Genomic DNA, 17,311 nt, shown 5'->3' with positions numbered 1-17,311 from the left:
TTCTGATGACGAAACTGCTGACCCTCAATATCCAGTACGGTCAACCTGTGCCCGTGGGGTATGCGATTGCCGACCCACAGTTGCGTAGCAACGGTCCCGAATCAATATCGCTGCTAGCTCGGAGTATCGCCCAATTAGCCCCCGATATTGTGGGGGTACAAGAAGTGGATCGAGGAAAGCCTCGTTCTGCATGGGTAGATCAACTAGCTGTTCTTGCCCAACACACGGGATTACAGCCCTATTTTGCCCGCACGAAATGGCATTACGGCATGGGCTTGCTCACTCGCTATCCCGTGCATGAGGTACATGTGCGGCGATTGCCGGGGCGGCGTAGCCCATGGATTCCTGCCGATACGGTGCATCCTCGCGGGCGGATTAAATGGCCAGATCCGCGGGCGTGCCTATATGGGATTGTTGAAAGCGAGGGTGGGCCACTTGCTCTAGGGGTTACGCATTTATCGACGGTTCGCCGCGTTGCACTGACTCAACTGGACGCCGCGTTAGCGCATCTGGCAGATTTTGCGCACGGTTTGCCCATGATCCTCATGGGCGATATGAACTTGCGTTTGCCTTATATCGAGGAAGCGCTATCGCCACAGCTGGGAGTAATGCCGCTTGTTCGGGCTAATGCTTCACCGAATTGGCAGCCGTTCTTCCAAATTGACCATATCCTCGGGCGCGGGGTGCGCCTCATCGATTCGCGGGTAGTTTCTTTCCCGATCTCTGACCATGCGGGATTATTCGTCCGTCTTGATGAAAAATATTCGTGTTCCTGAGGCGTGTTTTTCTTAGTAGTGAGATGACGAGTTGTGGCACGCTGCGTTAGTGCGTTAGTGCGTTAGTGCGTTAGTGCGTTAGTGCGTTAGTGCGTTAGTGCGTTAGTGCGTTAGTGCGTTAGTGCAGGCCATAGCCCAATACCACATACTTCAACGCAGTGAGAACCAGTGCGGCAAATGGACAAAACTGCACGTTCCTTACAGCCGGCGTAGGGTGTGAGCGTGGGAGATGTCGTTCTGAGCGTTTGGGTGCTCGTCGTATTTATGATGATCGGCTTCGTTCTGGTCAAAATGCGAATCCTCAACCCAGGCGACGATCGAGAACTATCAAAACTCGTTTTTTATATCACCATGCCTGCCATGCTCTTTCGCACGGTTAGCGTAGCGCGCATTAATGACGTTTTTTCGCTTGGATTGGCAACGAACATTATTGTCGCTATAACGCTTATGGCAGGTTATCTCCTCATCGCTCGTCGGCTATTTGGCCTGCGTGATGGGCAGGAGATTCTAGGGGCATTCGCGTCGGGATATACCAATGCTGGGAATATTGGTATCCCGTTTTTGATTGCGACCGTAGGGGAGGCGACGGCAGCCGCTGGCATCATCCTATTCCAGGTTCTTATCCTGGTGCCGACGCTATTCGTCCTCCTTGATCGTACAACCGGCCGCTCTAGCTCGCGGATGATACTGCAACTTGCCCATGCCTTCCGCCAGCCGCCACTGGTGGCATTATTGGCCGGCATTGCCGTCATGCTTGCCGGAATATCTGTTCCGCGGGTGGTCTGGGTTCCGGTTAATACCCTGGCTGACGCAACGATTCCCATCATGATGATCGCTATGGGAGTGAGTCTTGCGACGGCGAATCCTCCGAAACTGAACCGAGAATCGCTGCCGCTATTTACTGCGATATGTTTCCGTATTGTCCTTAGCCCGATACTGACGTATGCGCTTGCAATGGCCTTGGGTGTGCGGGGGATGACGCTGTTGGCGGCGATGGTCGTCTCTATTTTCCCCACAGCGAATAACCTGTTTGCTATCTCCCAGCAATATGACGTAAATGTTGGGCTAGTGCGGGATTCTGTGGTGGTGACGGCACTGGCTTCCATGCCCGCTCTCCTCATTATTGCTGCGGTGTTCCATGTTTCCTAAGCTGTCTTCGAGTTCTAATGCGGGGGCTTCACATGCCCAGGTCAGTGCCAATCCCCACGTAAACACCGCCAATATGAGTGCCACTGCTCATCTGGGTGCCGCCGGAGCAGTAATCCTCTCGGGGGTGATCCAGTACGTCGGAGCGGCCGTTGCTGTGCGGTTATTTGCAGTGGCGGCAGTCCTTGCGGTGGGCTGGGGGCGCGTTGCGGTTGGTGCGCTCGTGATGTTGATCTGGCAGCGTCCCCGTCTTGCTCGGCGCGCCTGGGGATGGGCGGCATGTTACGGGCTGACGCTGGTAACGATGAATATGCTGTTCTATATTGCGATTTCACGTATTCCGCTCGGTTCTGCAGTCGCTGTTGAATATATCGGCCCAATTCTCCTTGCGGTATGTTCGGCGCGTACCCGACGAATCTATCTTGCGGTAGCCTGTGCCGCCTGCGGTGTAGGGGCGATTTCCTGGGCAGGTGTGCGCCTGGAACAAACAGGAGTGCTCCTGGGAATCGGAGCAGCGTTTGCGGCGGGAATAGCCTGGGCGGGCTACCTTTGGATTGGCGGTAAAATAGCGAAAATGGTGGGCGGGTACAGCGCGCTCGCAGTAGGTATGGGAATCGGTTGCCTGTGTTACGCTCCGCTCGCGGTGTCACAAACTGGCGTTATCTTTGCGCACCCGAGATTTCTCGGGATGATGATTATTGTGGGAATCTGTTCGTCAGTAGTTCCCTACGTTATTGACGCACGTATCCTGCGCAATATACCGGCTGGTCAGTATGCGTTGTTCAATGCGATTTTACCGGCGACCTCAGCCGTGGTGGCCGTTTTCCTCCTACGCCAGTTGCCAGGGGTGGGAGATATTGTGGGGATTGCACTTGTTACCTGTGCGGTTCTGCTGGTCAGCAGTGAGTCGATACGAAGTCGGCACGCCAGGCCAGATATGTAGCTAGCACTGATCCGTATGGGCGAATAAGGCTGAGTTAGCCTGAGAAATGACTGAGATAGCAGGGAAAGTGGTGGCGATCTCATCACTTGTGGGGATTTGAATTTTATTCGCGGGGATTCCTCAGGTAGACTCTGTGCGAGTCAGTGGCATGCGTGATGCTAGGTTCGCTTAGCTGCCGGTGAGCCCTCATTCACATCGTTGAATAGGGATCTGTTGGTGGCGCACCCGCTGGCGTGTGTGCGCAAGATCAGTGCACGGGCCTCTAGCTCAATGGTAGAGCAGCGGACTTTTAATCCGTAGGTTGTGGGTTCGAGTCCCACGGGGCCTACTGTAAGACGCCGGTGGCTGGTTACAATTGTGGGAACCAGCCACCGGCGTCTTTATGCGCACATATTTGCGGCATTCGTATCCAGAGCGAATAGGATTACGCCTTATTCTGCAAGCCTATTTCTTCAGATACCCCGCAGCATCACATGCTTTTACCGTCTCCTGCAGGGAAGTCTTCAACTCGTTGTAGAGCTTCTTATCTCCTTGGAAGTTGCCTGGAGAGATGGTGTGTGCCCACGCGTCATACTTGGTGTGAGCGTCGTGGAAAGCAGTTTTCAGGTTAGCGGGCTGCAAATCCATCGGGTCTGCGCTCACTGCGATTTGGCGAATACGGGGCAGGGCAGTCTTTAACCGATACGTCAGCGGTTCGCTGGGATCGGTAAACTTCGCGACGGCTTTATCAAAATTCGTGCAAAGAGTGATCGCCTTGTCATTCGCAGGCGCTGAAGCATTATCGTCAGTTTTGCTCTCAGTAGATGAACTACAAGCGGTTAGCGCCACCAACGTGGCGGCAATAGAAATCATGATCTTGGTTTTCATGGAGTCTATGCTAGTGCTCCGCGGTGTAGAAAGCCTGGAAGCGGGCAGTGGGGAAGTGACTGTTTCGTCATAGCTGACGATGAAAGCTGTGCGTATGCAAGGTGTTAGTAAGGTGAAGGGTATGGGCAAAATCGTGAATTGAGATATTCCCTGGGCGTAATTCATAGGTGAATGCCAAGGGCAGAAACAGTGGAACGTATCAGGATAGGGCCTTCGTATTTCAGACGGGATATGTATGAGAAAAACTATTCTGTTAGGTGGTGTACTCGTCTGGAACGTCTCGGTATATCCAAGGTATGTACCCAGATATAGCAATTAGGGTGTAGCGATATGGCCTAGGGTATGGCAGACGTATCTAGCTTGATATGCCTAATGTGTTAATCTAACGCGACTCGGCATGGTTGGTGGTGCCTGCGCGCAGCCAGTTTCTATGACGAGATACATTCCGCATGATTTGGCGTGATATAGCCAGTTCGCCGTCGCTAGATATGATCTGCTCTGGGGCAGCTCGGCCCTCGCCTGCCTTACTGCCTTTCTCCCGAAAACTGAGCCGGAAATCCTTGGTGGCTGGAACCTTGCGATGATTGTGCACGTGCAATTGCCGGATGGCCTGCGATAAATCCCCCCCCCAGATCGGGCAGCGCATACTGCTGTACGAGTAATCCTGCTGCAGGCGGAGCATGCTCGCCACCACGTGCTCGGCAAATCTGGAAGAATCTTCTCGTTGCTACGCGGAAGGCGGTGGAGTTATGCGCTTGGTCCTTAATGTGATCTGGCTGGTTTTCGGTGGTTTCTGGCTATTCCTTGGCTACGTATTCTTCGGCGTGATCGCCTGCCTGCTCATTATCACTGCACCGGCTGGTTTGGCATGTTTTCGGATTGCGCGATACGTGCTGTGGCCCTTTGGGTTGACGGTTGTTTCCCGCCCGCATGTGCAACCCCTCTCGGAGGTATCTAATATCATTTGGTTTGTATGTGCTGGCTTGTGGCTGTCGATCGGGCATGTGATTACTGCTTGTGCTCAGGCGGTGACGATTATTGGGCTTCCGCTTGCGGTGGCAAATATTAAGCTCATTCCAGTGACGTGTTTTCCCTTTGGTAAGCAGGTAGTAGCGCGCGGGACGAATACGCTTTTCTAAGTTCTTGAGGCCTGTTGATCAATGCTATCCGCGCTTAACTCTCAAATGATCGACGCTCACCCTTTCTTTGCTTTCGCTACGATTTGTACCTAAAACACCTGACAGATTCCATCAGCCCCGCTGGAGGCGCGGCACGTCAGTAAAAACGATGTGAGCTATGTTTCGAAATAGGGGGGGGTAGCAGACTATGCCCGGAGGTGTTCTAATGGAGGTCATGAGTATACATCGGGAATCGTCATCAGCAATGGATGCCGTGCGGGCAGCGGCTGGCTCTAATACTCAGCCGGCAACTGACGGCGTTACCGCGATCGAATTAACCCATATTTCTAAGCGTTACTGCAATGTGCAGGCAGTCAATGATCTGAGTTTGACGGTGCATCCCGGTGAGGTTATCGCGCTACTTGGCCCTAACGGGGCAGGAAAGACGACGACTATCGATATTGCGCTGGGAATGATTACGTCGGATTCCGGTTCGGCCACGCTTTTTGGCATGGATCCGCATACTGCGATTAGACGCGGTTTAGTGGGCGTGGTCCAGCAGAGCGATACGTTGCGCGGAGAAATGACGGTCGCTCAGATGGTGAAGATGATTGCGGCGACGCACGGCAAACCGCGATCCGTTGATGAGGTATTCGCGGCGACAGGTATTGCCCACCTGGCCAACCGCAAAGTGCAAAAGTGTTCAGGTGGAGAAAAGCAACGAATTCGTCTGGCTATTGCACTACTTTCCGATCCGTTTTTGCTTATTTTGGATGAGCCGACGACGGGGATGGATGTGGATGGGCGTCGGGAATTCTGGGAATTTATGGAGCGGGAGGCTCGGCGCGGGCGAAGCATCGTATTCGCGACCCACTATCTCGCAGAAGCTGAATCCTACGCCGCTCGAACGATTATCATGCGCAACGGTGAAATTATTGCCGATGGATCAACGGCAGCTTTGCGAGATAGCTTTGCGCATTACACCCTGCTGGCTTCTTATAGCGGAGAAGAAGCGGCACTAAAGAATGTCTTAGCGGGATGTGACTGCGAGGTGGTGTGTGAGCCAGGGAAGGTGAAGATCACTGGAAAAGATCTTGATGAGGTAGCGCGCATTGCCTTGGGTGTACCCGGTATTCGTCATGTGACGATTACACAATCGTCGTTAGAGGACGTCTACACAACTCTCGTTGAAGCGGAAAGGGCTTAATATGAGCGTTACTATCTGCAATTCGTTATCTGCTGCGGAGATTGCCGATCGTCGCGCGCCGAGCCCTTTTCGTGGCTTTGGTGCAGTGGTAGCAGCCCATTTTCGAATGAGTTTGTTATCGGTGTGGTGCTTATTTACGGTCGGTTTACCGATGTGCATGTATCTGATTTTCGGTACTGGGCAATCGTATAGCCGGATTGATGTGGGGCACGGTAACGTTGCTGCGACGGTCTTAGTGGCGATGGCCCAGTATGGAACGATTGTGGCGACCTCTATGACGGGTGCAAGCATTGCGGTGGAAAAGACTCAGGGGTGGCTGCGCACGATATACCTGACTCCGCTGGGAGTTAACCGCTATATTTCTGCGCGTTGCGTTGCAAGTTTGTTTGTGACGATGGTCAGCATTGCTTTGGTGTACCTGGCGGCTCTGTTTACTGATGCGCGCATGGAGCCACTCGTCATCGTGCAGACCTTCCTTTTGGTGACGGCAACTGCACTTTTGTCAGCTTCTTTGGGGCTGCTTGTGGGGCTGGTAGTGCGTGGCGAGGAGGCATATTCCGTGCTTGGTGGTGGGACGGCTATCTTGGGATTCCTCTCCGGAATTTTCATTCCTTTGGATCAGATGGCTAAACCCCTGCAAGTGATTGCCCAGTTCACCCCGTTTTGGGGTGCGAATCGCCTGGTGACTTGCCCTATCTATGGCTGGGAGCACCTGGAAGCAAAATCTCTCATCAACGTGGCAGTCTGGTTAGTGCTGTTGTTACTTGGGATACGTCTGGCGTCTAGGCGTTCTACGCGACGTTGAGTTTCGAGGTAGACGGCGCGGCTAGTAGGCGCTTTACGGCGCGGTGCGTCAGGCGCGTTGACCGCCGCCCGGCTGTAGTACGGGTGTGTGGTTGCGTCGTATATTTCTAGTGTTTGCGCGAGTTCTCGCTGGCGCGGCTCTTAGGAAACCTGAGGGGTGTCGGAGGTGTTCGCGGTGTGCTGGGCGTGGGTTTTGGCTTCGCGATCCAAACGCCATAACCAGTAGGCGTCAATGAGGACGATAGCGGCGTTCATTGCCATGAATGGCCATACCGCGAGGATGGCATTGTAGATAGTGGCGATGAGTGATCCGATCAGGTTGTACCAACGGAATTTGACCTGGCTGGCCAAGATGAGGGAACAGATCACCATGAGGGAGCCGGTCCATCCAAAAATCTCAAGAATCGTCCGAGTCTCAAACATAAGTATGTCCTTTCCGTGCGTGGAGTCGGGTATTCCAGGATAAGCGCCATTGCTGCTTTGTGCACTGTTCGTCGTCGCGTCGTGTCGTCGGTGCTATGCCGGACATTGCGATCTCGTGTCAGTATGTGAGAAAACCCGTTGACGTTAGATGGCATCGAGGTATAGATTTTATAACAGCACAGTTGTTGGACATCTAGCAACATAACAACTGAGATGTTGGACAAGTGCTATGGCTGTATGTCGGTACAGCCAGCAATATCTTGACTAGCAACAACGGAGATGCAGTGAGAACTATTGATTGGGTTGACGACCACATCGAACTTATCGATCAAACGAAACTGCCAGGCGAACTCGTCATCCGAAAAGTAACAACACTTGATGACCTCATCGACGATATTCAGCGTCTCGCCGTCCGTGGCGCACCCGCGTTGGGCGTCGCCGGAGCAATGGGGGTTGCGCTAATTGCTCAAGGAAATCCCGATCGAGCAACCCTGGAATCAGAAGCGCAACGCCTAGCTAATGCCCGCCCAACAGCCGTAAACCTATCCTGGGGCGTAAAAAAGACGATGGAGAAAGCCGACGGAGGTTTTCCCGCGCTATTAGAAGAAGCATTGAAAATCCGAGATGACGATATTGCCTCGTGCTATTCGATGGGGCAGTACGGAGCAGATCTTATGGATGAGCTTCTTGGCACGGATACCTACCGAATCATGACAATCTGCAACACAGGCGGCCTGGCCTGCGTAGAACGCGGAACGGCACTCGGGGTTATCCAAACGCTCTTTGAGCGTGGAAAACTTGAAGAAGCGCTACCAGTTGAGACTCGCCCGTTATTACAAGGCGCTCGACTCACCGCCTGGGAACTGACGAATATGGGCGCGCCATTCCGCCTCATCTGCGACTCGGCGGGACCATTCCTGCTATCCCGTGGTGCGGCCCAGGCCGTCTTTATCGGGGCAGATCGTATTGCAGCCAACGGCGACTCGGCAAATAAAATTGGCTCCTTCTCCTTATCCTTAGGTGCTAAAGCTGCAGATATTCCGTTCATCGTCGTGGCTCCAGAATCAACGATTGATTACTCTACGGCCACTGGCGCTGATATTCCGATCGAAGATCGTGGATCAGAAGAAGTGGCAAACTTCCACGGTGTGCGCACTGCGCCGGAAGGCACACAAGCGATCAACCCAGCTTTTGATGTCACACCGACATCGAATATCACCGCAATCGTGACGGACCGACGAGTCATCCGAGTTGATCGCGGTGAAACCCCACAAACAACACCTCTTGGTGAAATCCGCGCAAAGTAACACCTACTAACAAAATAACACCCATAAATAACAGCGGCGGCACTGCCCGTCGCACCAAACAAACACAACCCACAACAACGAAGTAGTAACCAAGCCGATGTGTGTGCACATCACAAAGGAGACGGCTCCCATGAAAACTTCCATGAAGCGGCTATCAGCCATCACAGGCGCGGTAACGCTAGCATTAACCCTCGCTGCCTGCGGTGGCGACACAAAAGGCGCAGATAATGCGGGAAACGGCGATGGACCGCATTACATCTACCTGACCAACGATCCCATCGGGGTCAATAAATTCCTGGAATCAGGCAAGACCGGCGTTGAGGCCGCTGCAAAGAAATTCGGCGGAACCGCGAAAGTCTATGAAGGCTCCGATGAGACGTCCATGCGGCAAAATATGGAAGCTGCCATCCAAGAACAGCCCGACTTCATCGTGACGATTACCTTCGACTTTACCGATATGACAAAGGAATTCGCACAGGCCCATCCCGATCAGAAATTTATCCTCATCGACGACTGCCCGGCGAAAGACCAGCCATCCAATATGTACTGCGCGGTATTCCGCGAACATGAAGCCGCCTACCTGCTGGGATACGAAGCTGGCATGCTGACAAAGACCGGCGGAATTGGCTCGGTAGGCGCCGTCGATATTCCGTTCATTCATCGCTATACGGACGCATTCGCGGAAGGCGCTAAGGCTGCCAACCCAGCGGTTTCCGATCATCAGCTCTTCATCGGCGGTCAAAATCCTTTCTCCGATCCAGCTCGAGCAAAGGAACAGGCTGCCGCAATGACGGCAACCAATGTGGACCATATCTTCGCTGTTGCCTCTGGCTCCAACGGTGGCGTATTTGAAGCAGCAAAAGCAGCAAAGATTACTTCCTACGGCGTGGACGTGAACCAGTGCCCAGATCAGCCAGGTGCAATCGGCGATGGCACGCTCAAACTGATGGATACGCTCATCCCGGATCTGATCGGTCGGATTAACGACGGGACGGCAGAACCAGTGAATTCCTACGGTCTGAAAGAAGGCGGTATGGATATCGTCTCCCTGCATGAGGGGGCAAAGGATTCCGGTTGTACCGTGATGGAGCATCCGGAGGTCGTGACCAAGCTCGAAGAGATCAAGAAGCAGATCATTGACGGCACATTGAAGCCCGTAGATGCCACTGGCGTCTACAAGTAAACAGTGCAGATGAGGTGTACGGGCCTCATAGGTGCTGTTGCGAGGTGAATGGTGGCGGGATCGTTCAGAAACGCTCCATAGCGTCTGACGTCCCGCCACCGTCACGAGGGAAAGAGAGTTTCATGTACGAAGTTGAGATGCGCGGTATCACCAAAACATTCCCGGGTGTGATCGCGGATGACAATGTCGATTTCTTCGTGCGTCCTGGTGAGATCCATGCCCTAATGGGAGAAAACGGTGCCGGCAAATCGATCCTGATGTCGATGTTGGCAGGCTTATATCAGCCAGACGCAGGCGAGATCATTATTCGTGGAGAGAAAAAACAATTTCATTCCCCGCTTGACGCGATTAGCGCCGGAGTGGGGATGGTCTTTCAAGAATTTCAACTATTCGGTTCGATGTCGATTGTAGAAAACATTGTTTTCCACGAAGAGCCCGTCCGTCAAGGCCGTATTGACCGTGCTCAAGCGCGTAGCAAAGTCATGGCAATTGCGGATAAATACGGCTTAGATATTGATCCGGATATGAAAGCACACGACGCTCCAGTGGGAATCCTGCAGCGAGCTGAGATTATTAAGGCCTTATACCGCGAAGCAAAGATTCTTATTCTGGATGAACCGACGGCGGTGCTGACCCCACAGGAAACAGATCGACTCTTTGAGGTGCTGCACACCCTGCGCGAAGATGGGCACACAATCATCTTCATCACCCATAAATTGCGGGAAGTGATGGCAATTTCTGATCGTGTGACAGTACTCCGCGATGGAAAAGTGACCGCGCGTTTGGAGACTGCACAGACAACCCCCGAGGAAATTTCCCGATATATGACTGGGCGTGATGTGGATTTAACCATGTCGCCAGCGACAAATCCGGTCGGCGACATCGTACTGCGGGTGCGCGATGTGGAAATCGAATCTGAGCGAGATTTAGAGGCAGTGCGCGGGGCGAGCTTAACTGTCCGTGCCGGTGAAATCGTCGGTATTGCTGGGGTGGCAGGTAATGGCCAATCCGAACTGGCAGAAGCCATTGCAGGTTTGCGCCCGACGAGCAAGGGATCGATTGAGATCGCCGGTAAAGACGTCACTCGTGCGTGTGTGCGGGAACGTCGGCAGGCCGGATTGGCCTATATCCCAGAAAATCGCCAAGGGGTCGGCTCCGCACCAACAGGAAGCGCTACAGAAAATCTCGCGATGGGTCATCATCGCAGTGCGCCGATTCGCCCACGTCGGTTATTAAATCGCCGCGCGATGGCCACCTTTGCCCGAGATCTCATCGAACGATTCTCGGTGCGTATTGCCCATGAAAATGTTGCGGTAGGGACGCTATCGGGTGGAAATCTGCAAAAGATTTTGGTTGCGCGGGAAATGGAACACCGATCCCCGCTTCTCATCGCTGAGCAGCCCACCCGAGGCGTCGATATTGGCGCAATTGAATTTATCCATCGTCAGTTAACCTCATATCGCGATAGCGGCGGAGGAGTGCTGCTGATCTCGGCAGAACTCAGCGAGATTATGTCGCTATCGACGCGCATTCTCGTGATGTACGAGGGGCGGATCGTAGCGGAACTTCCCGCTGAATGTGCCACTGAAGAAAAACTTGGCTTGCTGATGGCTGGCGGAAAGGTAGGAGACTGATGCGTCGGTTTCGCGATAGCCTCACTCGGCTCGTGAGTGGGCCGATTCTGCTGTCTATCGTATTAGCATTTGCCATTGGGGCAATCTTTATTGCCTTGGCGGGATATTCGCCAGGTGGAGCCTATGCGGCGATGTTGCATGGTTCCATCTTTAGCCCGCTCGGCGTGCTCAATACGATTCAACGAGCTATTCCTCTGGTTGGTATGGCTATGGCAACGGCGATTGCCTTCCGTGCCGGTATTTTGAACATCGGCACGGAAGGGCAGATGGTCGTCGGCGGGACGGTTTCCGCTCTGGTTGTGCTGTACGTGCCTGGCCCGGGGATATGCGTTTTATTCCTGGCCCTGATCGCAGGATTTGCGGGCGGTGCGCTGTGGGGAATCATCGCCGCGCTCTTCCAATTCTGGCCCGGAGTGCCGATCCTTATTTCCTCGCTTTTGCTCGCGTACCCCGCTCGCTATCTATCCTCATGGCTAGTGCGTTTCCCCTTTAAGGATCCGGAATCCTCTATGGTGGCCACGCGGCAATTCGATCCGTCAACGCAATTACCGATGTTAGTTCCGCCAAAGTCGGGATTGGGGCAGAGCCTGACCTCAACCTTTGGGCGGGGCACATTTTTGCCGACCCTGCTTACCCAGGTGAACTGGGGATTGTTTATCGTCCTGGCCATCGTCGTGCTCATGCTCTTCGTCAATAAACGGACGGTCTTTGGCTACGAATCAGGGATCTCAGGATTGAATGCGCGCTTCGCCCAGTACGGCGGCGCCAATGCTCGGGCATTGACCTTTTCCACTATGGCGATCTCAGGCGGAGTTGCCGGGCTGATCGGAACAATTTTCGTCATTGGCGCACCAAATACGCGCTTAATCGAAGGAGCCATTGTTTCAACGAACTACGCCTGGACGGGCCTACTCGTCGCCCTCCTCGCGATGTATCGACCAGCCTCAGTTTTGGTGGCAGGTATCTTCTTCGGAGCGATCATGGCTGGTTCGGGCGCAATGAGCCGAGAACTTGGGATGTCCCCGCAGATCGCTGCGGTTGTTCAAGGTCTGGTCATTATCCTGGTGGCTTTCCACGTGGGCTGGCCGAAGTTAAGGAAACGCATCACGGCGAAGGAAGGAGAGCCTCGTGAGTAGCTTTTTTGATGGTGCTCTCATTGAGTCCCTTGTTCGAGCCCTCATCCCCATTTTGTTGGCTTCCCTTGGCGGATTGATCTGCGATAAAGCAGGTATCTTCAATATCGCGTTAGAGGGGCAAATGCTGGTGGGCTGCTTCGGGGCAGTGGCGGGATCCTATTACACGAGCAACGCCTTCGTTGGGGTGCTCATCGGGGTACTCGCTTCGCTGTTGTTCACAGTGATTCTGGCTTTCGGTTCCGTTACCCGCAAAGCCGAACCGATCGTCCTGGGCGTCGCAATGAATATCTTGGCCGTCGGGGTGACGTCATTCCTGCTGGTGGGGTTATTCAACGTCCAAGGAGTATTCCAAAATCCGCGTATCGCGGGTCTGCATAGTATCCGTATCCCCGGATTAGCTGATCTGCCGTGGATTGGGCCAGCACTATTCGATCAGACGGTACTGGGCTACCTGTCTTTCGTATTGGTCTTTGTGTTGTGGGTGTTGATCTTCTCAACCCCCTGGGGGCTGCGCTTACGCGGCGTGGGAGAAAACCCGCTTGCGGCCCAAACCCTCGGGGTAAGCCCATATCGCTACAAGTATGCGGCCATCATGGCCTCCGGTGTGCTGTGCGGTTTAGCTGGAGCACAACTGGCATTAGGTAATGTGGTGCAATTTTCGGAGAATATGTCGGCTGGGCGAGGCTGGATCGCCGTTGTGGCAGTGATGCTAGCGCGCTCACATCCCATTGGGGTGCTCGGGGCAGCAACACTTTTCGGCTTCACTGAGGCAATTGGATTCCGGCTGCAAGGCCAAGGATTGCCGGCACAGATTACCGACGCGGCGCCCTACGTCGTGACCTTAATCGCTCTGCTGTTCACTGCGAAACAATTTAAGAAGCGAAATATCTAGGAAAGAGGCGAAGACGAGTGGATATGCAGGGGAGCGATCTCACGCGCGAGGAGGTCATTGCGCTTTTGAATCTTGCTCCGCTAGAAGGCGAAGGAGGGTTCTATCGGCAGACGTACGCGGATAAAAACTCGACCGCGATCTACTTCCTCGTCGGTGGGGACGCCTTTTCCGTATTACATCGGCTAACCGGGCAGGAAACATACCATTGGTATGGGGGCGCGCCCCTAGAGATCTTCACGATTGATCCGCAGGGTAATGGGTGTACTCGCCTCATGGGGATGGATTTGCCAGCAGGGCAGGTCCCCCAACTGGTTGTGCCAGCAGGATATTGGCAAGGATCGCGTTCGAGCGGCTCGTGGACGCTAGTGGGCACAACGATGGCTCCTGGCTACACTCCGGAGGGTTTCGAGTTGGCGACGGAGAAACTCATAGCACAATACCCGCAATATGAATGCGAGATTCGGAGGTTGCTGCCGGTCGAATAACTATGTATCGAATCGGGCGCGATGCGCGGTTATTGCGCCTGAGTACCTCGTCGAAGAAAAGTTCACGTAATCCTACGTAGATAGCGGTAATTCCGCTAAGGTATGCATAATCAGATAAAAAAGGAAGGGTTACACATGTCGTCTCGACCATCAGAGCACTCGTCATTTTCTGCGGCTGCGGGCGTCAAGCGCGTCAAACGGCAGAAGATTTCGAGCGTGGTGGCGGATGACATTCGCAGCCGGATTCGGGCCGGAGAATGGGAACCAGGCGATCCGCTTCCCTCTGAGTTTGGGCTTGCCGCAGAATATGCGGTGGCGCGCGGGACGATTCGGACCGCGATCCAAGAGCTGGCAACTCAAGGATGGGTCGTCACCAAACACGGTGTGGGATCTTACGTCACACAAATGGGGCAGTCGGTGGCAACAAATATTGCCGAACTGACCTCAATGACGGACATTATCGTCAATGCTGGAATGGAAGCGTATATGAACTACACGGCTCGGCGTTCGCGCCCGGCTGGTGAGGTCGATGCGCGGCGCTTTGGCATTGGAGAAGATGATCTGGTGTACGAAACACGCCGTCAGGTGGAAGCTGATGGCGCGATGGCGGCGATCTCTTTCGATATTTTGCGAGCCGATATTTTTCCGCAAGGTTTCCACGTCGACACCTTAGCGGGATCCCTATTCAAATATTTGGAATCCATCGGGTATCCGATTGCCTATGCTGATACGGGGATTCACGCTGTGGTTGGGGAAGATCTCGGACTCCATCTGGAAGCGCGCTACGAATCATTCTTAGGGTTATATCAACTGCATTTCACCGTCGAGGGCACTCCTGTCTTTTATTCACGGACATTCTTCAGGGAGAGCTTCTTCGAGTTCTCGCTGATGAGAAAACGAAAAGGATAACAATGGCGAGCTGTGACGTCGATGTGCTCATCGACTCAATGATCTCTATAGGTAAGAAAGCAGTAGAATCTGGGCTGGTGTTAGGCTCAGGCGGAAATATCTCCGTTCGTCACCCGCAACGGCGCAATAGCTTCATCGTGACGAAGTCTGGAACATGGTTTGACGCATTGACGCCGGACTCTTTTTGCGAAGTGGAATTAGGCTGTGACGGATGGCCGACGGGTAATCCCTCCTCGGAGTGGAAACTCCATGAGCGAACGTATGTGGCTCGGCCAGATGTTAATGCGGTTATTCATCTGCATCCGCAGTACGCGGTGTTGCTGAGTGCTATCGGGAAGAAGATTCGGTTTTTTACTCTTGATGATGCCTTGTACGTCAAGAGTTATGGGCAGGTTCCTTACGCCCCTAACGCTTCAGATGAGTTGGCAGAATCGGCGGCAGCGGCTGCCCAGCAGCATAACTGTGTGATTTTGGAACATCACGGCTGTTCGTGTCTCGGTGACGATCTGGCGATGGCCTACCGGCGCGCATGTTTGTTGGAACAGGCGGCAAAGAACACGTACCGAGCCCTGCTGCTTGGGGATACGACGTCGCATTTTCCGGAGGGCGTGGAGCTTATCCACAAATAGGTTGACGCGAAAATTAGGCTGAGCTGCCGGTGGATAAGGCCGGCACATCGGCGCAATTCTTAAATGACGAATCGGCATGTGAGCGTGGTCAGGGATGATGTGCGCGAGGTCGAAAATAGGGACGCCCGTTTGCCATAGGCGCGAAGGTGCGCGAAATGCAAAGTGAAATAGCGGCATTTCTCATGGCGCGGGAAGAAAACAGAAGTGTAACGGAGAAGAGAACTCATGATTGATCTTTCAGGAAAGACGGTACTCGTCACAGGCGCAGACGGCGGTTTGGGCCAGGGCATCGTCCGTCAGTTCGCGCTGGCAGGTGCCAATATTGCGGTTCATGCTATTGGTCCGAGCGAGCGGGCAGAGCAGATGGTTGCGCGGTTGCGTGACAGCGGTAAGCAGGCGATGAACGTCACGGGTGATATTCGCAGTGAAGCCGAGATGGCGGCCGTGGCGGCGGCGGTGGCGGATCGTTTTGGGCGGATCGACGTCCTGGTGAATAACGCTGGGATTCAGCCGCTGTGTGCCATGGAGGAAATGGATAAAGCCACGTGGGAACAGACGGTAGATGTGGATCTGACGGGAACTTTCGTCGTCACTCAGGCGGTATCGCGCTTGATGCGTGCCGACGGGAAAGGCGGGCAGATTACTCATATTGCGTCGATTGAGGCGTCGTTGCCGGCGAAGAATCATTCGCACTATGACGCGGCGAAGGCGGGTGTGAAGATGTATGCCCGCAGTGGCGCATTAGAGCTGGGTAAGTACGGAATTCGGGTGAATTCGGTGTCGCCGGGTCTGGTGGATCGGGGTGATTTAGCCGAGCAGTGGCCGCAAGGCTATGGCTCGTGGATGGCGGCGGTACCGCTGGAACGCACGGCTTTTCCGGATGATATTGGGCAGGCGTGCGTGTTCCTGGCTTCTGATTTGGCGAGTTTTATTTCTGGTCATGATCTGGTTGTTGATGGTGGGATGTCAGCCGTTGCCGCGTGGTGATGGTGTGGGCGTGAAAATGGCGCGTTTAGCTATGCGTCTGTGGTGCATGTGAAGGAGAAAACAGTGGTTGAGATTGGGATTATCGGGGGCTCTGGGCTGTATGAGTTATTAGACGAGCCAGAGCATCGGGTGGTTCATACGGAGTATGGGACGCCTTCATCGGAGATTTCTTTGGGGAGGATCGGCGGGAAAGAGGTGGCCTTTATGACTCGTCATGGTAAATCTCATGCCGTGCCACCTCATATGATTAACTATCGTGCCAATATTGCGGCATTAAAGGAGCTGGGGGTGACGACCCTTATTACGTCTTCCGTCGTCGGATCTTTGCGAGCTGATTATCAGCCGGGAGATTTTGTTATCACGGATCAATTTTATGATCGGACGTGGGGGCGCGAATCGACGTTCTTTACCGGCCCGCAGGTCGTCCATGTTTCGCTTGCTGATCCGTATTGTCCTCGTATGCATGATGCGGGTGTTGCGGCTTTGGAATCGCTTAACGAGACGTTCCATGACGGGGGAACCTCGGTTGTTATTCAAGGTCCACGTTTTTCTACTCGGGCGGAATCACGGGTTTTCCAGCAGTTAGGGTTCTCGGTGCTCTCTATGACGCAACATCCGGAGACGACGCTTGCGCGTGAGGCAGGGATGTGCGTGTTCAATTTGTCTTTCGTCTCTGATCTCGATGCGGGTATTGAGGGCTTACAAGATGAGCCGGTGACGGCGGGCATGGTTTGGCGTCGTGTGGCGGAGGCTCAGCCGCGTATTAAGGCGGCGTTGGCGGCCATCGTTGACGCGGTTGTGGTTGATCCGAGCTGCCCATGCCATGAGGCTTTAGCAGATATTTAGTAGGTATTTCGCAGATTTG

Annotated in this window: 18 protein-coding genes and 1 tRNA gene; 17 read left to right on the top strand and 2 right to left on the bottom strand. The window is 53.9% G+C overall.

Features of this window, described 5'->3' with window-relative positions; translation table 11 throughout:
- Window positions 1-5: 5 nt before the first annotated feature.
- The 4 genes from ACLHIL_RS03520 (at window position 6) to ACLHIL_RS03505 (ending at window position 3,193) form a co-directional block, all read left to right on the top strand.
- Window positions 6-776 (top strand): endonuclease/exonuclease/phosphatase family protein, encoded by a 771-nt coding sequence (locus ACLHIL_RS03520; RefSeq protein ID WP_411296566.1) that lies wholly within the window; start codon window positions 6-8, stop codon window positions 774-776.
- 222 nt (window positions 777-998) lie between these two features.
- Window positions 999-1,925: an AEC family transporter gene (locus tag ACLHIL_RS03515; RefSeq protein WP_411296565.1), complete on the top strand. Its 927-nt coding sequence runs from the start codon at window positions 999-1,001 to the stop codon at window positions 1,923-1,925.
- Complete coding sequence (locus tag ACLHIL_RS03510) at window positions 1,915-2,865, top strand: EamA family transporter (protein ID WP_411296564.1); 951 nt, start codon at window positions 1,915-1,917, stop codon at window positions 2,863-2,865. The genes ACLHIL_RS03515 and ACLHIL_RS03510 overlap by 11 nt, the downstream gene beginning before the upstream one ends.
- Window positions 2,866-3,121: 256 nt before the next feature.
- Window positions 3,122-3,193: transfer RNA gene (locus tag ACLHIL_RS03505), tRNA-Lys, on the top strand.
- Window positions 3,194-3,309: 116 nt separating this feature from the next.
- Here ACLHIL_RS03505 and ACLHIL_RS03500 read toward each other — a convergent pair.
- Window positions 3,310-3,732, bottom strand: coding sequence for a hypothetical protein (locus ACLHIL_RS03500; protein WP_411296563.1), 423 nt, complete (start codon window positions 3,730-3,732; stop codon window positions 3,310-3,312).
- A gap of 749 nt (window positions 3,733-4,481) precedes the next feature.
- Here ACLHIL_RS03500 and ACLHIL_RS03495 point away from each other — a divergent pair.
- The 3 genes from ACLHIL_RS03495 to ACLHIL_RS03485 all read left to right on the top strand — a co-directional run bounded on the left by ACLHIL_RS03495 (window position 4,482) and on the right by ACLHIL_RS03485 (window position 6,862).
- The gene (locus ACLHIL_RS03495; protein WP_411296587.1) at window positions 4,482-4,871 is read left to right on the top strand and encodes a YccF domain-containing protein; all 390 of its coding nucleotides are present in this window, start codon (window positions 4,482-4,484) and stop codon (window positions 4,869-4,871) included.
- Window positions 4,872-5,085: 214 nt separating this feature from the next.
- The gene (locus tag ACLHIL_RS03490) at window positions 5,086-6,057 is read left to right on the top strand and encodes an ABC transporter ATP-binding protein (protein WP_411296562.1); all 972 of its coding nucleotides are present in this window, start codon (window positions 5,086-5,088) and stop codon (window positions 6,055-6,057) included.
- Between the two features lie 106 nt (window positions 6,058-6,163).
- Complete coding sequence (locus ACLHIL_RS03485; RefSeq protein WP_411296561.1) at window positions 6,164-6,862, top strand: ABC transporter permease; 699 nt, start codon at window positions 6,164-6,166, stop codon at window positions 6,860-6,862.
- A 140-nt stretch (window positions 6,863-7,002) separates the two neighbouring features.
- Here the strand turns inward: ACLHIL_RS03485 and ACLHIL_RS03480 are convergent, their stop codons facing one another.
- Window positions 7,003-7,284, bottom strand: coding sequence for a hypothetical protein (locus ACLHIL_RS03480; RefSeq protein ID WP_411296560.1), 282 nt, complete (start codon window positions 7,282-7,284; stop codon window positions 7,003-7,005).
- Window positions 7,285-7,568: 284 nt separating this feature from the next.
- On the opposite strand from ACLHIL_RS03480, the gene mtnA reads away from it, so the two are divergent.
- The 10 genes from mtnA (at window position 7,569) to ACLHIL_RS03430 (ending at window position 17,292) form a co-directional block, all read left to right on the top strand.
- Window positions 7,569-8,591 (top strand): S-methyl-5-thioribose-1-phosphate isomerase, encoded by a 1,023-nt coding sequence (mtnA, locus tag ACLHIL_RS03475; RefSeq protein WP_411296559.1) that lies wholly within the window; start codon window positions 7,569-7,571, stop codon window positions 8,589-8,591.
- 130 nt (window positions 8,592-8,721) lie between these two features.
- Complete coding sequence (locus ACLHIL_RS03470; protein WP_411296558.1) at window positions 8,722-9,774, top strand: BMP family ABC transporter substrate-binding protein; 1,053 nt, start codon at window positions 8,722-8,724, stop codon at window positions 9,772-9,774.
- A gap of 122 nt (window positions 9,775-9,896) precedes the next feature.
- The gene (locus ACLHIL_RS03465; protein WP_411296557.1) at window positions 9,897-11,408 is read left to right on the top strand and encodes an ABC transporter ATP-binding protein; all 1,512 of its coding nucleotides are present in this window, start codon (window positions 9,897-9,899) and stop codon (window positions 11,406-11,408) included.
- On the top strand, window positions 11,408-12,544 hold the full coding sequence (locus ACLHIL_RS03460) for an ABC transporter permease (protein WP_411296556.1): 1,137 nt from the start codon (window positions 11,408-11,410) through the stop codon (window positions 12,542-12,544). The genes ACLHIL_RS03465 and ACLHIL_RS03460 overlap by 1 nt, the downstream gene beginning before the upstream one ends.
- Window positions 12,537-13,436, top strand: a complete 900-nt coding sequence (locus tag ACLHIL_RS03455) for an ABC transporter permease (protein ID WP_411296555.1) — start codon at window positions 12,537-12,539, stop codon at window positions 13,434-13,436. Before ACLHIL_RS03460 ends, ACLHIL_RS03455 begins: the two co-directional genes overlap by 8 nt.
- A 23-nt stretch (window positions 13,437-13,459) precedes the next feature.
- A complete protein-coding gene (locus ACLHIL_RS03450; protein ID WP_411296586.1) occupies window positions 13,460-13,921 on the top strand; it encodes a cupin domain-containing protein in 462 nt (153 codons plus the stop codon).
- 135 nt (window positions 13,922-14,056) lie between these two features.
- A complete protein-coding gene (locus ACLHIL_RS03445; RefSeq protein ID WP_411296554.1) occupies window positions 14,057-14,830 on the top strand; it encodes a GntR family transcriptional regulator in 774 nt (257 codons plus the stop codon).
- 2 nt (window positions 14,831-14,832) lie between these two features.
- Entirely contained in the window at window positions 14,833-15,459 is a 627-nt protein-coding gene (locus ACLHIL_RS03440; RefSeq protein WP_411296553.1) for a class II aldolase/adducin family protein, read from the top strand.
- Between the two features lie 225 nt (window positions 15,460-15,684).
- Entirely contained in the window at window positions 15,685-16,446 is a 762-nt protein-coding gene (locus ACLHIL_RS03435; protein ID WP_411296552.1) for an SDR family NAD(P)-dependent oxidoreductase, read from the top strand.
- A gap of 63 nt (window positions 16,447-16,509) precedes the next feature.
- Window positions 16,510-17,292, top strand: a complete 783-nt coding sequence (locus ACLHIL_RS03430; RefSeq protein WP_411296551.1) for an MTAP family purine nucleoside phosphorylase — start codon at window positions 16,510-16,512, stop codon at window positions 17,290-17,292.
- Window positions 17,293-17,311 lie beyond the last annotated feature (19 nt).

Origin of the sequence: Trueperella sp. LYQ143 (genome assembly GCF_046599595.1) — a bacterium.
Taxonomy (GTDB): Bacteria; Actinomycetota; Actinomycetes; order Actinomycetales; family Actinomycetaceae; genus Trueperella.
Note: the sequence above shows the minus strand (reverse complement) of the source record. Positions and strands in the feature narration are given on the sequence as shown.

What these genes read in the sequence shown, in the direction of transcription:
- ACLHIL_RS03520 (WP_411296566.1), top strand. Translation starts at nt 6, where the DNA reads ATGACGAAACTGCTGACCCTCAATATCCAGTACGGTCAACCTGTGCCC.
- ACLHIL_RS03510 (WP_411296564.1), top strand. Translation starts at nt 1,915, where the DNA reads ATGTTTCCTAAGCTGTCTTCGAGTTCTAATGCGGGGGCTTCACATGCC.
- ACLHIL_RS03500 (WP_411296563.1), bottom strand. Translation starts at nt 3,732, where the DNA reads ATGAAAACCAAGATCATGATTTCTATTGCCGCCACGTTGGTGGCGCTA.
- ACLHIL_RS03495 (WP_411296587.1), top strand. Translation starts at nt 4,482, where the DNA reads ATGCGCTTGGTCCTTAATGTGATCTGGCTGGTTTTCGGTGGTTTCTGG.
- ACLHIL_RS03490 (WP_411296562.1), top strand. Translation starts at nt 5,086, where the DNA reads ATGAGTATACATCGGGAATCGTCATCAGCAATGGATGCCGTGCGGGCA.
- ACLHIL_RS03485 (WP_411296561.1), top strand. Translation starts at nt 6,164, where the DNA reads ATGAGTTTGTTATCGGTGTGGTGCTTATTTACGGTCGGTTTACCGATG.
- ACLHIL_RS03480 (WP_411296560.1), bottom strand. Translation starts at nt 7,284, where the DNA reads ATGTTTGAGACTCGGACGATTCTTGAGATTTTTGGATGGACCGGCTCC.
- ACLHIL_RS03470 (WP_411296558.1), top strand. Translation starts at nt 8,722, where the DNA reads ATGAAAACTTCCATGAAGCGGCTATCAGCCATCACAGGCGCGGTAACG.
- ACLHIL_RS03465 (WP_411296557.1), top strand. Translation starts at nt 9,897, where the DNA reads ATGTACGAAGTTGAGATGCGCGGTATCACCAAAACATTCCCGGGTGTG.
- ACLHIL_RS03460 (WP_411296556.1), top strand. Translation starts at nt 11,408, where the DNA reads ATGCGTCGGTTTCGCGATAGCCTCACTCGGCTCGTGAGTGGGCCGATT.
- ACLHIL_RS03450 (WP_411296586.1), top strand. Translation starts at nt 13,460, where the DNA reads ATGCAGGGGAGCGATCTCACGCGCGAGGAGGTCATTGCGCTTTTGAAT.
- ACLHIL_RS03445 (WP_411296554.1), top strand. Translation starts at nt 14,057, where the DNA reads ATGTCGTCTCGACCATCAGAGCACTCGTCATTTTCTGCGGCTGCGGGC.
- ACLHIL_RS03440 (WP_411296553.1), top strand. Translation starts at nt 14,833, where the DNA reads ATGGCGAGCTGTGACGTCGATGTGCTCATCGACTCAATGATCTCTATA.
- ACLHIL_RS03435 (WP_411296552.1), top strand. Translation starts at nt 15,685, where the DNA reads ATGATTGATCTTTCAGGAAAGACGGTACTCGTCACAGGCGCAGACGGC.